Annotated in this window: 14 protein-coding genes and 1 rRNA gene; 9 read left to right on the top strand and 6 right to left on the bottom strand. The window is 41.0% G+C overall.

Annotation, left to right across the window (positions count from 1 at the left end; translation table 11 throughout):
* Positions 1 to 25: 25 nt before the first annotated feature.
* From B1R93_RS06780 to B1R93_RS06770, 3 genes are all read right to left on the bottom strand, one after another.
* Positions 26 to 988: an NADPH:quinone reductase gene (locus tag B1R93_RS06780; protein ID WP_088103138.1), complete on the bottom strand. Its 963-nt coding sequence runs from the start codon at positions 986 to 988 to the stop codon at positions 26 to 28.
* 29 nt (positions 989 to 1017) lie between these two features.
* Positions 1018 to 2169, bottom strand: coding sequence for an LL-diaminopimelate aminotransferase (locus tag B1R93_RS06775; protein ID WP_088103137.1), 1152 nt, complete (start codon positions 2167 to 2169; stop codon positions 1018 to 1020).
* Positions 2170 to 2388: 219 nt separating this feature from the next.
* Positions 2389 to 2610 carry a cytosolic protein gene (locus tag B1R93_RS06770; RefSeq protein WP_088103136.1) on the bottom strand — a complete coding sequence of 74 codons (222 nt, stop codon included), beginning with the start codon at positions 2608 to 2610 and terminating at the stop codon, positions 2389 to 2391.
* A 104-nt stretch (positions 2611 to 2714) separates the two neighbouring features.
* Between B1R93_RS06770 and fabL the strand changes: the two genes are divergently transcribed.
* From fabL to B1R93_RS06750, 4 genes are all read left to right on the top strand, one after another.
* Positions 2715 to 3464: an enoyl-[acyl-carrier-protein] reductase FabL gene (gene fabL / locus B1R93_RS06765; protein ID WP_088103135.1), complete on the top strand. Its 750-nt coding sequence runs from the start codon at positions 2715 to 2717 to the stop codon at positions 3462 to 3464.
* Between the two features lie 61 nt (positions 3465 to 3525).
* Positions 3526 to 3717 carry a gamma-type small acid-soluble spore protein gene (locus B1R93_RS06760; RefSeq protein ID WP_088103134.1) on the top strand — a complete coding sequence of 64 codons (192 nt, stop codon included), beginning with the start codon at positions 3526 to 3528 and terminating at the stop codon, positions 3715 to 3717.
* A 328-nt stretch (positions 3718 to 4045) separates the two neighbouring features.
* Positions 4046 to 4573, top strand: a complete 528-nt coding sequence (gene ntdP / locus B1R93_RS06755) for a nucleoside tri-diphosphate phosphatase (RefSeq protein ID WP_088103133.1) — start codon at positions 4046 to 4048, stop codon at positions 4571 to 4573.
* A gap of 138 nt (positions 4574 to 4711) precedes the next feature.
* Positions 4712 to 6457: an ABC transporter ATP-binding protein gene (locus B1R93_RS06750; protein ID WP_088103429.1), complete on the top strand. Its 1746-nt coding sequence runs from the start codon at positions 4712 to 4714 to the stop codon at positions 6455 to 6457.
* 97 nt (positions 6458 to 6554) lie between these two features.
* Here B1R93_RS06750 and B1R93_RS06745 read toward each other — a convergent pair whose 3' ends face one another.
* Together B1R93_RS06745 and B1R93_RS06740 are read right to left on the bottom strand one after the other, a co-directional pair.
* Positions 6555 to 7640 carry an FUSC family protein gene (locus tag B1R93_RS06745; protein ID WP_088103132.1) on the bottom strand — a complete coding sequence of 362 codons (1086 nt, stop codon included), beginning with the start codon at positions 7638 to 7640 and terminating at the stop codon, positions 6555 to 6557.
* A 285-nt stretch (positions 7641 to 7925) separates the two neighbouring features.
* Positions 7926 to 9224: a glutamate-1-semialdehyde 2,1-aminomutase gene (locus B1R93_RS06740; protein WP_088103131.1), complete on the bottom strand. Its 1299-nt coding sequence runs from the start codon at positions 9222 to 9224 to the stop codon at positions 7926 to 7928.
* Positions 9225 to 9404: 180 nt separating this feature from the next.
* Between B1R93_RS06740 and bcp the strand changes: the two genes are divergently transcribed.
* The 3 genes from bcp to perR all read left to right on the top strand — a co-directional run bounded on the left by bcp (position 9405) and on the right by perR (position 10764).
* Positions 9405 to 9878, top strand: a complete 474-nt coding sequence (bcp, locus tag B1R93_RS06735; protein ID WP_088103130.1) for a thioredoxin-dependent thiol peroxidase — start codon at positions 9405 to 9407, stop codon at positions 9876 to 9878.
* A gap of 74 nt (positions 9879 to 9952) precedes the next feature.
* The gene (locus tag B1R93_RS06730) at positions 9953 to 10246 is read left to right on the top strand and encodes a cyclic-di-AMP receptor (protein ID WP_088103129.1); all 294 of its coding nucleotides are present in this window, start codon (positions 9953 to 9955) and stop codon (positions 10244 to 10246) included.
* Between the two features lie 80 nt (positions 10247 to 10326).
* Positions 10327 to 10764 carry a peroxide-responsive transcriptional repressor PerR gene (perR, locus tag B1R93_RS06725; RefSeq protein ID WP_088103128.1) on the top strand — a complete coding sequence of 146 codons (438 nt, stop codon included), beginning with the start codon at positions 10327 to 10329 and terminating at the stop codon, positions 10762 to 10764.
* Positions 10765 to 10939: 175 nt separating this feature from the next.
* Here perR and B1R93_RS06720 read toward each other — a convergent pair whose 3' ends face one another.
* Positions 10940 to 11302: a YgzB family protein gene (locus tag B1R93_RS06720; protein WP_088103127.1), complete on the bottom strand. Its 363-nt coding sequence runs from the start codon at positions 11300 to 11302 to the stop codon at positions 10940 to 10942.
* Between the two features lie 148 nt (positions 11303 to 11450).
* On the opposite strand from B1R93_RS06720, the gene B1R93_RS06715 reads away from it, so the two are divergent.
* Positions 11451 to 12329 (top strand): nucleotidyltransferase-like protein, encoded by an 879-nt coding sequence (locus B1R93_RS06715; protein ID WP_088103126.1) that lies wholly within the window; start codon positions 11451 to 11453, stop codon positions 12327 to 12329.
* 249 nt (positions 12330 to 12578) lie between these two features.
* A 16S ribosomal RNA gene (locus B1R93_RS06710) occupies positions 12579 to 14131 on the top strand.
* Positions 14132 to 14230: the final 99 nt, after the last annotated feature.

Below are 14230 nucleotides of genomic sequence, written 5' to 3'. Positions count from 1 at the left end.
CAAACTGGAGGATGTCTTTAATCGTTTAAGGAATGAGAATGATTCGCCCGTTATAACCGTGGCTTTCTATTGCTTCATGAGCAGCTGCTGCTTCATCAAATGTGAAAACCTTTCCGATATGGGATGTGAGATGGTTTTCAAAAAAGCCGTCTGAAATCAACTGACCCGCTTTTTGAATTTCTGTAGCTGGAGCGGTAAAAAGCAAGAGCCCAAGAAGAGCTGCATTTTTTATATTTAACTGTCTCCATAAAAGCGGTGGAGTGTTATTAACTGGTGAGCCAATTGTAACAATACGACCCCCGACAGCAATCATCTCGAAATCATTTTCCATGTTTTCGCTAAGGGATACATCTAAGATAAGCGGGAGTCCCTTACCCTCGGTAATGTTGGTGATTTGTTCAAGAAAGTCTGTGTCTTTATAGTTTAAGACATAGTCGGCACCGGCTTCGCGGGCAATATCAGACTTCCTCTGATTACTCGCGGTTGCTATAACCTTGGAACCTGCCTGAACAGCTAATTGAATGGCAGCATGGCCAACAGCTCCCGCTCCGCCATAAATAAGTACTGTCTCCCCTTTTTGCAATTGACCTCGATAAAATAAAGCTAAGTGAGCCGTCATAAAAGCCATTGCTATGGCAGCCCCGTCCTCATAGCTTAAATGATTTGCAAGAGGGAAGGCGAGTTCGGCAGGGACACAGACATATTCCGCTGCCGTTCCTTTTATGTTGGTTGCCCAAATGCGGTCACCGATTTCTACTCCTTCAACATCATCCCCGAGCGCTACGACTTCACCAGACACATCAAAGTGTGGGATATGAGGGAAGGATTCTACTTTCCGAATTCCTTTTCGGAAATAAGTATCGACAGGATTAATTCCGCTTGCCCCTACCTTTATTAATAGTTCATTTGGCTTCGGGGATGGTTTTTCAAGTTCAGCGACTTTTAACACACTTGGATCACCATATTGCTCATAAATAACTGCTTTCATCATAGTCCCTCCTAGTTAATTTTCAAGCATTATTGAAACAGTGGTTTAAGCTTTGTGGCTGCTTCTATTAATTGAGCATGATCTTGGACGAGAGCAAGACGAATATAGCCTTCACCTTCAGTTCCGAACGCATGCCCTGGAGTTACAACAACGCCATGGTCTAATGCTTTAAGTGTAAATTCCATTGAAGTATAGCCTTCAGGAATTTTAGCCCAAATGAACATACCGCCATCTGGTGAGCGTACGTCCCAGCCGATTTTAGCCAAAGCAGAAATGAATGTGTTTTTTCTGCCTTCATAAAGGGAATTATGCTCCTTTAGAAATGATCCATCACTTTCAAATGCGGCGATGGCCGCAGCTTGTATAGGGTGGAACATCCCGTAATCAATATGTGACTTTATCGTTGCTAAAGGCTTCAAAAATTTTGGGTCACCAAGAGCGTAGCCAATTCTTGCTCCAGCTAAATTAAAGCTTTTTGAAAGTGAATTAAGTTCAATCGCTGTTTTCTTAGCATTAGGAAGAGAGAGTATGCTTAATGGTTGACGGTCGTTAAAGACCAACTCCGAATAAGCAAAATCAGAAACGATGAGAATATCGTGTTTAATCCCGAAGTTAATTAACGTTTGATAATATTCTTTCGTCGCCATAGCCGCAGTTGGGTTTCCTGGGTAGTTAACGATCATCAGCTTTGCCCGTTTTTTAATATCGTCAGGTAAAGAATCAACATCAAACATAAATTGATTTTCGATGTTTAATGGATAGGCAAATAATTCAGCTCCTGCTAATTCAGCACTAGCTGCATAGATTGGATAGCCAGGGTTTGGAGCAAGAAGCACATCACCTTCATCTAAATAAGCGAGAGGTAAATGTGAAAGTCCATCTTGTGATCCGAGTAATTGGAGAACCTCTTGCTCATCTAACTCAACCTGATATCGTCTTTTGTAAAATGTGCAAACGGCTTCTCTAAATTGGAGTTGGCTAGTAATCGCATAACCATATTGTGTATCATCGGCAACTGCCTTCATGAGAGCATCCTTGATAAAAGCGGGAGGGGGAAGGTCTGGGCTCCCAATGCTCAAATCAATTAGTTGTTGTCCTGAAGCTAATTTCTGGGCTTTTCGTTCGGCCATCTCTGTAAAAACACTTGTTGCTAAATGTTTCAGTCGTTTTGAAGGTTTCAAAAAATACACCACCGTACAATAAAAATAGATTCGTTTCTATTTTACATGGAGCATGGATAAAAACCTAGGTATTTGTTTGAGCAGGAAAGCACGATAGTCGTATTGAACTTATTTTAAGGAAACGTTTTTAAGGAGGGGAATTTTACAAAGGTGCCCAAGTTTACTTTGGGCACCCTCGATGAAGATTGCGATTGGATTCATTACACCGCTTTCTATCTTTTAATCGTAGTGTACGGTTGTTCCTTGAGTCCAGGTTGCTTCTTGCTTAAGACCACCACGAGCTTCGATCTCTTTTATGATTTCACGGTGAATGGTTGCACCTTCTGCGTTCAAATAAGGAGTAACCTGCTGTAAGCTATGATGAAAATAGGCTAATTCTTTATCTGTCCAATCATGTTTGGCCATCATTGATAATTCGGTCATATCTCGTCCTACGTACATCGGAGTGCCTCCTTATTTATAAATAGGTGGTACAATTTTAGTGTTTCTGTTCGTTTCGCACACTATACGATATAATCAAGGTATTTCATAATGGAGGTAAGTAAATGGAACAAAAAGTTGCACTTGTCACGGGGAGTAGTCGTGGCATCGGGAAAGAAATTGCTTTGCGTCTTGCTAAAAAAGGGTATGATTTAGTAATAAACTACGCTAGAAGTAAACAAGCCGCACTTGATACAGCGGCAGAAATAGAACAGCTTGGTCGAAAGGCGCTCGTCGTTAAAGCAAATGTCGGAAAACCAGAAAAGATTAAAGAGTTATTTGAAAAAATTGATGAAGAGTATGGTCGTCTAGATATATTGGTTAATAATGCAGCTTCAGGTGTCCTGCGTCCATTAATGGAGCTTGAAGAGAGTCATTGGGACTGGACGATGGATATTAATAGCAAAGCGCTGTTATTTTGTGCACAGGAAGCAGCGAAGCGAATGGAAAAGCATGGCGGGGGAGCGATTGTTAGTCTAAGCTCCTTAGGTTCAATTCGTTATTTGAAAAATTATACAACGGTTGGCGTTTCAAAAGCTGCTGTTGAGGCACTCACACGTTATCTGGCGGTTGAATTAGCGGAAAAAGGGATTATTGTTAATGCTGTTTCTGGTGGAGCTGTTGATACGGATGCATTATCGCATTTTCCGAATCGTGAGGAATTACTTGCAGATTCTGCAGCAAGAACTCCAGCAGGGAGAATTGTAGAGGCTGAAGACCTTGCAAATACCGTTATGTTTTTACTGTCGGATGAAGCGAAAATGATACGTGGTCAAACGATTATTGTCGATGGGGGAATTTCACTTCTTACCTAATTTATAAAATGAATAATACATATCACTCCCGGACATCTTATAGTTTGTGGAGGTGATACAAATGGCAAAAGGACAAAACCAAGCTTCTAAAACAAATGCTCAAGAGGTACGTCGCCAAAATGCTGCTTCTGCTCAAGGCCAAGGCTTTGAAACAGAATTTGCTTCTGAAACTAATGCTCAAGAAGTACAGCAACAAAACGCTCAAGCTGAAGCGCGTAAACGACAAGCTTCTTCTAACCAACAAAACCGCTAATAAGTGGGACACCCTCTGACATATCGTTCAGAGGGTGTTTTTATTTGAAAGCCGACGATATGAAGCCACTGAAAAAGGGGAAACCTACCCTTTTTCAGTGTCGTATTTATATACATAAAATTCACCTAATTTTGTCTAACTGTTGTCTTACCGTTTCAAATAAGCTGTTAAAACTGTATAATAGATGTGAATGTATGTAAAGATGCAAGATAGTTGATACGGAGAGGTAGAAATTAGAGTAGAAGACTGGCCTTACAAATCAACTCGTACAAGCTATGTACTGCTCTATCTACTGACGTCCAAAAAATTGAATAGAAAGGAGCCATTTATGAATTTTCCCAAAGTAGGCAGCAACATTCAAATCCAAAGCTATAAGCATAATGGATCCATTCATCGCATTTGGGAAGAAACAATTGTGCTTAAAGGGACGTCAAAGGTTGTGATCGGAGGAAATGACCGAATTTTAGTGAAAGAATCAGATGGGAGAAATTGGAGAACTCGTGAGCCTGCCATTTGTTATTTTGATTCGGAGCAATGGTTTAATACAATTGGAATGATACGAGCAGATGGTATTTATTACTATTGCAACCTCGGTTCCCCTTTTACTTGGGATAATGAAGCTTTAAAATATATTGATTATGATCTTGATATTAAAGTGTTCCCAGATATGACCTTTAAGCTCTTAGATGAAGATGAGTATGAGCAGCATCGAAAGGAAATGAATTATCCACCTGAATTAGATGCCATTCTACAGCGAAGTGTTGATGAATTAATATCGTGGATTCATCAACGTAAGGGTCCGTTTGCTCCTCAATTTATTGAGAATTGGTATGAACGTTTTCTACAATACCGATAAATAAGGCGGTCCGAAAAGTAAATGAACAAAGACTTTAAAGGCCGGTATGAGCTGTCTCATGCCGGCCTTGCTATGGCTGTCATGGGGTATAACCGTGCTTCATACGTTATAGATAAGAACATGAAGGTGGTGCTTTTTCTGGATAGTATCAAACGATATATGGTTTTTGTGAAGCCGTATTGGAAAGCAATTATTATAACGATTATTATCGGTCTGTTGAAATTTGGAATTCCTTTAATGATTCCTCTAGTCATGAAGTATGTCATTGATGATATTATTCTTGTAGAAGGAATGTCGCAGGATGAAAAGACATCCATTCTATTGACGGTGATGGGGGCGCTGCTTTTTGTATTCATCGTTTTGCGTCCGCCTATTGAGTACTATCGTCAATATTTTGCACAATGGATCGGTAGTAAGATATTATACGATATTCGAGAGCAATTATTTAATCATATTCAAAAATTAAGTTTACGTTTTTATTCTAATCGTAAAGTAGGAGAAATTATTTCTCGTGTCATTCACGATGTAGAACAAACGAAGAACTTTGTCATAACCGGTTTAATGAATATATGGCTTGATACGGCAACAATTATTATTGCGATTATTATTATGTTCAATTTAAATGTGTGGTTAACCTTTGTCGCTATTTCGATGTTTCCATTGTACGGTTTTTCTATTAAATATTTTTATAGTCGACTAAGGCATTTAACAAGAGTACGTTCTCAAGCTTTGGCTGATGTACAGGCGCATTTGCATGAACGTGTTCAAGGGATGAGTGTCATTCGAAGCTTTGCATTAGAGGACTATGAAGAAGAACAATTTGCGAAGCGAAATGGGAAGTTTTTATCGAAGGCGCTTGAACAAACAAAATGGAATGCGAAAACACATGCTGTCGTCAATACAATTACAGATGTCGCTCCTTTGTTCGTTATTTTAGCATCAGGCTACCTCGTCATTCAGGAGAGTCTAGAGCTTGGGGCTATGACTGCCTTCGTTATGTATATGGAGCGACTTTATAGTCCTTTACGGCGTCTCGTTAACTCATCAACTACATTGACTCAATCGATTGCTTCAATGGATCGTGTTTTTGAGTTTATTGATGAAAAATATGATATTAAAGATGAACCGAATGCAAGGGAATTAGCGAAGGCCCGTGGTGAAGTGAAATTTGAGAATGTGACCTTTTCCTATGAACAGGATGAAAAGCCTGTACTAAAGGATTTGAACTTAACGATCAATCAAGGGGAAACGGTAGCATTCGTTGGAATGAGCGGCGGTGGTAAAAGTACATTGATAAGCTTGATTCCTCGGTTTTATGATGTGACCTCTGGGCGAATTTTACTTGATGGGACAGACATTCGACATTATAAAGTTCGGAGTTTACGAGACAAAATTGGAATGGTTCTACAAGATACGGTATTATTCAGTGATTCGGTCAAGACGAATATATTAATGGGAAATCCTGATGCATCCGAAGAGGAAGTCATCTTGGCAGCGAAAGCAGCCAATGCACATGGTTTTATTATGAATTTGCCTAATGGCTATGATACAGAAGTCGGTGAACGAGGTGTAAAGCTCTCAGGTGGTCAGAAGCAACGAATTGCGATTGCGCGCGTGTTTCTAAAGAACCCGCCAGTTCTAATTTTCGATGAAGCTACTTCGGCACTTGATTTGGAAAGTGAGCATTATATTCAGGAAGCGCTAGAAATCCTTGCAAAGGATCGAACGACATTTATTGTAGCTCATCGTTTATCTACGATTACCCATGCGGATCGGATTGTCGTAATTGAAAACGGAGAAATCGTTGAAACGGGCAATCACGACCAATTAATATCGCAAAATGGTAGCTACAAAAAGTTATTTGAAGTACAGCAGTTGAACTAGAAAAACGGGGCAGCTATACGATGAGGACCCCGCTCACATGAAAGGCTGTGCCAAAAGGTTAAATCCTTTTGGCACAGCCTCTTTTTCGCATTCTCTTTTATTCTTCTTCTATTTCCTGAACTTTGACTTGGTTTTCGTCCTTATGATAATTAAAGAAGCTATCGACTAAATTATCTAAGTGCTCGAGCTGTTCCTGGTATTCAATGATTTGCGAGATAATCGGGAGGATATGAAGCCACTGGGCCTGGCTAATAGCTTTTTCCTCGTATTGATGGATGAAAAGTTCGGTTAATGCAATCTTCCCATCGTTAATTTCATTCATCATTTCTTCAGCAGGCTGTGATGTCACTTTCCCGATATATCGTAAAAGGATCCGATCGTGATATTTCGTTAATTGATCAAGCTGTATTTCAATGTTTTTCTCAAATCCTTCTGGTAAGGAATGAAGCTCCTCGGAACGTCGCTCTAAATTTTTTAGTACAAATAACGCTTTTTTTGTTGTTAGAACCATTTGGCGAAATAAGACGACCTTACGTGCTTTAGCGTATTTGTTTTTCATAAAGTAGTTTCGCTCTTCTTTATACAGTAAATAAAGATTTTCTAGCTTCACCATCTGTTCTTCAAGTCGCTGTATATCTCTTTTAAGACTTCTCGGGTCTGCATCCCTTCTAATAAGCAGGTTTATCCACTGAATGATACTTTCTGTTGCATGTTGAATTTTATAATAGAGCTTCGTTTCATAACGTGGTGGGATAAAGACGAGATTAACTATAAAAGCAGCAAAGACCCCTACTAAAATTAAAATAAATCGTCCTGTTGCAAACTCAACAAACGTTTCAGAAGGGCTTTCCATAATAACGATGATTGTAACGATAGCTAAGGGAATCGTCGTCGGCTCTAGCTTCACCTTCAAAATAATAGCAATTGCCAAGACGACAACAAGCCCCACAACAAAAGGTTCATGCCCAAATGTGATGACGAAAATAATTCCTAATACGGCACCGATGACATTAGCCTGCACTTGGTCAAGGATTGTTTGAAAAGTACGATAAATTGATGGCTGAATAGCAAAGGCGGCTGCAAGTGCTGCGAACATCGGTGGTTCAAGGTTAAAGAGTATAGCCAAGTATAAAGAGAGTATAATGGCAAGCCCTGTTTTAAATATACGAGCTCCTAATTTCATTTCGTTAAAAAATCCTTTCTAAACGGAATAGAATGCCGAACCTAACATTTCAGGAATGAAGGCCTTACGTACTATACAATGTCTTTAGAAGAAGATCAATAGAGTTTTGGTCTTTTGTTTATTATGGACACCTTTTATCGTATTAAAAATGAGAGATGAACATGACGGTAAAAAAACAGTAAGAAATGAAATAAGAGGTTGTCCTAAAAACAACCTCAAAGCAATGTCTTACGAAGGAGTGTGCGAATTCATTCTCTTACTTTTGAGAGGCGCAAACTCCTAGAATTAAATAGACTTAGCAACAACGGCAAATGCCTGATCGACAGCACGTAACGTTTCTTCAATATCTTCCTCGGTATGGGCAGTTGTAAGAAACCAAGCCTCGTATTTAGAAGGGGCTAAGTTGATTCCTTGTTTCAATAATTCTTTGAAAAATATCGCAAATTGTTCGCCATTTGATTGTTCTGCTTGCTCGTAATTTTTCACCTTTTCTGTCGTGAAATAAACCGTTAATGCTCCTTTTAAACGATTCGTTGTAGCGGGGATTTGATGTTTGTTTATAAGTTTCTGTATGCCATTCTCTAGCATTTCTCCAAGTCGGTCCAATTGTTCGTAAACACCTTCCTGCTTTAAAACTTCTAAGCAAGCGATGCCGGCGCTCATTGAAGCGGGGTTTCCTGCCATCGTACCAGCTTGATAAGCGGGTCCTAACGGAGCTACCTGCTCCATAATGTCAACCCGTCCGCCGTAAGCACCAATTGGTAAGCCGCCGCCGATAATTTTTCCTAAAGCGGTCATGTCAGGTTCTACATTTAAATAATTTTGAGCTCCTCCGTACATGAAGCGAAACGCAGTGATGACCTCGTCGTATATGACAAGTGCACCAGCCTCGTGAGTCAAGTCATTAACAGCTTCAAGAAAGCCAGGCTCAGGTTCAACGATTCCAAAGTTTCCTACAATCGGTTCAACGAGGACTGCGGCAATTTCATCTCCCCACTTTTGTAAAGCTTCTTTATAAGATTCGATGTCATTGAATGGGACGGTTATGACTTCCTTTGCAATACTTTTCGTTACCCCAGCAGAATCTGGTGTACCGAGAGTTGAGGGGCCAGAGCCAGCAGCGACGAGTACTAAATCAGAATGACCGTGGTAGCAGCCGGCAAATTTAATGATTTTATCTCGACCGGTATATGCACGTGCAACACGAATGGTCGTCATAACTGCCTCTGTCCCCGAATTAACAAAACGGACTTTTTCTAACGACGGAATAGCTTCCTTTAACATCGTTGCAAATTGATTTTCAAGTTTTGTTGGAGTTCCGTATAACACTCCATTCTCTGCAGCTGCTTGAATCGCTTTCGTAATATGCGGATGGGCATGTCCTGTAATAATCGGTCCATATGCAGCTAAATAATCAATATACCGGTTCCCATCAACATCCCAGAAGTAGGCGCCTTTTGCCTTTTCCATAAAGATAGGAGTGCCACCGCCAACGCCTTTATAGGCTCTTGAAGGACTATTCACCCCACCGACAATCAGCTCCTCGGCTTCTTTATATAAACGTTCCGACGTTTTCCAATTCATGATTTCTACCTCCAAATATAGCTTTCATCTACCTGTCTGTTATTCAACCACAAGCGAACTAAAACGGCAAGGTACGCGTGCTACGAGTAGAACAGTAAAAATCACTCGAGAGCAGTTGTCAAAGGGATGAACTTTCGCTACTCTTAAAGAAACATCTAATTAGGAAGGTTGTGAATAGTAATGACTATAAATGTAGGACAAGCGGCTCCGAACTTTTCCTTGCCAGCTAATTCCGGAGAGGAAGTGTCATTATCTGATTTTAAAGGGAAGTACGTAGTTTTATATTTTTACCCGAAAGATATGACTCCAGGCTGTACAACACAGGCGTGTGATTTTCGTGACCGTATTGAAGACTTTAAGCAATTAGATGCCGTAATTATCGGGGTTAGCCCAGATTCTATTGCAAGGCACGAAAAGTTTATTGATAAATATCAGCTCCCATTCCTGCTTTTGGCAGATGAGGAACATAAGGTTGCCGAGCTTTATGATGTTTGGAAGCTTAAAAAGAACTTTGGTAAGGAATATATGGGGATTGAACGCTCAACATTTGTTATTGATAAAGAGGGGACTATCGTAAAAGAGTGGCGTAAAGTGAGAGTGAAGGACCATGTTGAAGAGGCCTTACAATTTGTTAAGGACTTAAAGAACCAATAAGGTTTGAACGTAACGAGAAGTGCCTAAACCGAATACACTAAACTATAACGGTTATAATAGGGGGGCGTAATCTTATGAAGATGTTAGTATGTATTATTGATAATTTTTATGCGGATCATGTAGAGAAGGATTTGCGGGAGAAGGGCTATCGAATGACAGAGCTTGCAAGTTCGGGTGGTTTTTTAAAGAAGGGAAATACGACCTTTTTATTTGGTGTTGAGGAAGAAGATTTACCGGAGCTTCAGCAATCATTACAAGAGGCTTGTTTAGCCGTTGAACAGCGAAAGCAGCGGAAGGTTAAAGAAGTTCATCGTTATACATCTTTTCTAATCGATGTTAAAGATACAGCCCCACTATTTGCACTATGACAACGTTGACATGAGCATTTAGTATATATTATACTAATTATAAAGTAAGAATTGTTTTCTTGAAAGTGAGGTGCATGACGATGTCTAATCATCGCTTGCAAGACGCCATTGAAGCTCTTAAAAGCACTCGCGTTCGAATGACCCCTCAACGTCATGCTATCTTGGAATTTCTATATGAATCAATGACTCATCCGACTGCTGATGAAATATACAAAGCGTTAGAGGACCGCTTTCCGAATATGAGTGTTGCCACGGTATATAATAATCTACGTGTATTTAAAGAAGTAGGGATTGTTAAAGAACTAACCTATGGTGATTCCTCTAGTAGGTTTGATTGTGTAACCTCTGATCATTATCATGTGATTTGCCAAGATTGCGGCAAGATTGTTGATTTTCATTATCCGGGTTTAGATGAAGTTGAGACGTTGGCCGAGCACGTCACTGGATTTCGGATTCATAGTCACCGTATGGAGATTTATGGAACGTGCCCAGGTTGTGTAAAAAAGGTTCAACATTAAATGTCCGAACACATCCTATTTACATATTGGGTGTGTTTTTTTATGTTAAAAAGAAAGAAACTAGAGAAGGGCAGTGAAAAAAGGTGGGTTTCCCTTTTTCACTGCCCTTTAAGTAATGTGTGGAGCCATTACTTCTTTTTTGAGTTACAAGAAGTAGTTTTTCGCTGCCCTTTACTCAGCCCTTTTTCTGGTTAGCCTTTTTATTATAACGTTCATCAAATTCTTTTCCTTCTAATGATTTATCTAATGTTAAAGGCTCACTACAGTTCATACATGCATCAACACGACCAAGAATTTTAGTTGGCTTTTGGCAATTTGGACAAATGACCTGAATCGTTTTAGTTGAGAGCATCCCAATCCAAAAATAGACGAAGGTACTTCCGATAATGCAAAGTAAGCCGATAATCATGGCTAATGACATTAAAATGGTAGAACCTTTGAAGAAAATCCCTATATACATAACGAGAATGCCTATAAAAACAAGTGAAAGAGCAAATGTCCGGATTTTATTAATTTTATTAGAATACTTAATACTCATAAGCTGTCCCTCCCAATAATGAGTATAGCATAGACCCCGTAAACATCGTATGAAAGATCATTGAAAAAAAGGAGTTCGTTCATTTGTGTAGAAACATGTTTAAGTAGCATTTTGAGTTGGAAAGTGATTTTTTTGGGGGGATGCTTTAATGGACCTTGCTTTGCACCAATTATACCAAGATAGAGTGAATGAACCTGATACGTATGCCATTCTTAGTTTAGAGAGAGAACAATCACCGTTATCGATTACAGATGGCTTTGATGCGATTGTGCTCTTGATAAAGAAACAGGCCGAGGTGGATTGGCAAGTGAAGCATTATCTTGTAAATGGAAAAACGATCGCCTTCCATGATCTAAGTCAAGAAATGATGCACCATTCATTAATAGCAGGGAACCAACGCAGATTAGTGGATTGGTTGGTAAATGGGGAGATTGTTTTTGAACGTGAACAATTTCTGCAACGGGTGAAAGAACGAATTGAATCATTTCCTCCAGGTGACCGTGCAAAGAAAATGACGATTCAATTTGCAAAAATGATTCGCCGTTTTAATGAAGGGAAACTTCTTTTTCAACAGAATCTTCACTTTGATGCATTTAGTAACCTAATGCATGCTCTCCATCATCTTGCGCGCCTAGCTGTGATTAATCATGGTTCTTTACCTGACGTTACAGTATGGGAACAAATTAAAAAAATTGAACCTGAAACCTATAAGTTGTATCAGGAATTATTATATAGTAAGGAATCGTTAGAAAAGAGAATTGAACTTGTCATTCTCGCAACTGAGTTCGCCATTCATTCTAAAGTGAGTGTCGGAAGTCAGCATTTACTAACGTTAATTGAATCAACTGGCCGGGCATGGACGATTTCTGAATTAATGCAGTTGCCTGAAGTCCAGGATTATAAGATTGATTTAGACCTGCTAGTGAATTTCTTATTAGAGAAGCACTACTTATGTGTTGATTGTAAGCAGTCCGGTGTTAAAGGAGTAGATGAAATTTATTACAAAGCAAAAAAAGATTATTATTAATGTTGATTTTTATTTCTGTTTGTGATAAATTAATATTTGTCGCCAATAAAGGCGGCTGATTCAAAAAAAGTTTTTCTTAAAAAACTATTGACTTACATCGGTGGTTTTGATAAGATATAAAAGTCGCCAATAAACGGCGCAAGAGTTCTTTGAAAACTGAACAAAAGCCAAGCGAAAAAGAGATTGTTTTATTTCGATAAAATCAAATCTCGTCAATTTATTTTTATTCGAGCTAATCAGCTCACCATTTTTATGGAGAGTTTGATCCTGGCTCAGGACGAACGCTGGCGGCGTGCCTAATACATGCAAGTCGAGCGGACTGATTAAGAGCTTGCTCTTAAGACGTTAGCGGCGGACGGGTGAGTAACACGTGGGCAACCTGCCCCTTAGACTGGGATAACATCGAGAAATCGGTGCTAATACCGGGTAAGAGATGCAACCGCATGGTTGTGTCATAAAAGATGGCTCCGGCTATCACTAAGGGATGGGCCCGCGGCGCATTAGCTAGTTGGTAAGGTAACGGCTTACCAAGGCGACGATGCGTAGCCGACCTGAGAGGGTGATCGGCCACACTGGGACTGAGACACGGCCCAGACTCCTACGGGAGGCAGCAGTAGGGAATCTTCCGCAATGGACGAAAGTCTGACGGAGCAACGCCGCGTGAGTGATGAAGGATTTCGGTTCGTAAAACTCTGTTGTTAGGGAAGAACACGTGCCGTTCGAATAGGGCGGCACCTTGACGGTACCTAACCAGAAAGCCACGGCTAACTACGTGCCAGCAGCCGCGGTAATACGTAGGTGGCAAGCGTTGTCCGGAATTATTGGGCGTAAAGCGCGCGCAGGCGGTCTTTTAAGTCTGATGTGAAAGCCCCCGGCTCAACCGGGGAGGGTCATTGGAAACTGGGAGACTTGAGTGCAGAAGAGGAGAGTGGAATTCCACGTGTAGCGGTGAAATGCGTAGATATGTGGAGGAACACCAGTGGCGAAGGCGACTCTCTGGTCTGTAACTGACGCTGAGGCGCGAAAGCGTGGGGAGCAAACAGGATTAGATACCCTGGTAGTCCACGCCGTAAACGATGAGTGCTAGGTGTTAGGGGTTTCGATGCCCTTAGTGCCGACGTTAACACATTAAGCACTCCGCCTGGGGAGTACGGCCGCAAGGCTGAAACTCAAAGGAATTGACGGGGGCCCGCACAAGCAGTGGAGCATGTGGTTTAATTCGAAGCAACGCGAAGAACCTTACCAGGTCTTGACATCCTTATGCCCTCCCTAGAGATAGGGATTTCCCTTCGGGGACATAAGTGACAGGTGGTGCATGGTTGTCGTCAGCTCGTGTCGTGAGATGTTGGGTTAAGTCCCGCAACGAGCGCAACCCTTGATCTTAGTTGCCAGCATTTAGTTGGGCACTCTAAGGTGACTGCCGGTGACAAACCGGAGGAAGGTGGGGATGACGTCAAATCATCATGCCCCTTATGACCTGGGCTACACACGTGCTACAATGGATGGTACAAAGGGTAGCGAAGCCGCGAGGTGGAGCCAATCCCATAAAGCCATTCTCAGTTCGGATTGTAGGCTGCAACTCGCCTACATGAAGCCGGAATTGCTAGTAATCGCGGATCAGCATGCCGCGGTGAATACGTTCCCGGGCCTTGTACACACCGCCCGTCACACCACGAGAGTTTGTAACACCCGAAGTCGGTGGGGTAACCTTTTGGAGCCAGCCGCCTAAGGTGGGACAGATGATTGGGGTGAAGTCGTAACAAGGTAGCCGTATCGGAAGGTGCGGCTGGATCACCTCCTTTCTATGGAGTTTAACTCTAGTCGACAGACAACTTCGGTTGTTTGACGCTTGTGCTATTTGTTCAGTTTTGAGAGAACTCAAAACTCTCAATTATAATAAA

Source organism: Halalkalibacter urbisdiaboli (genome assembly GCF_002156385.1).
In the GTDB taxonomy this organism is placed as follows: Bacteria; Bacillota; Bacilli; order Bacillales; family Bacillaceae_D; genus Halalkalibacter_A; species Halalkalibacter_A urbisdiaboli.
This window is presented reverse-complemented; position numbering and strand designations above follow the sequence as displayed.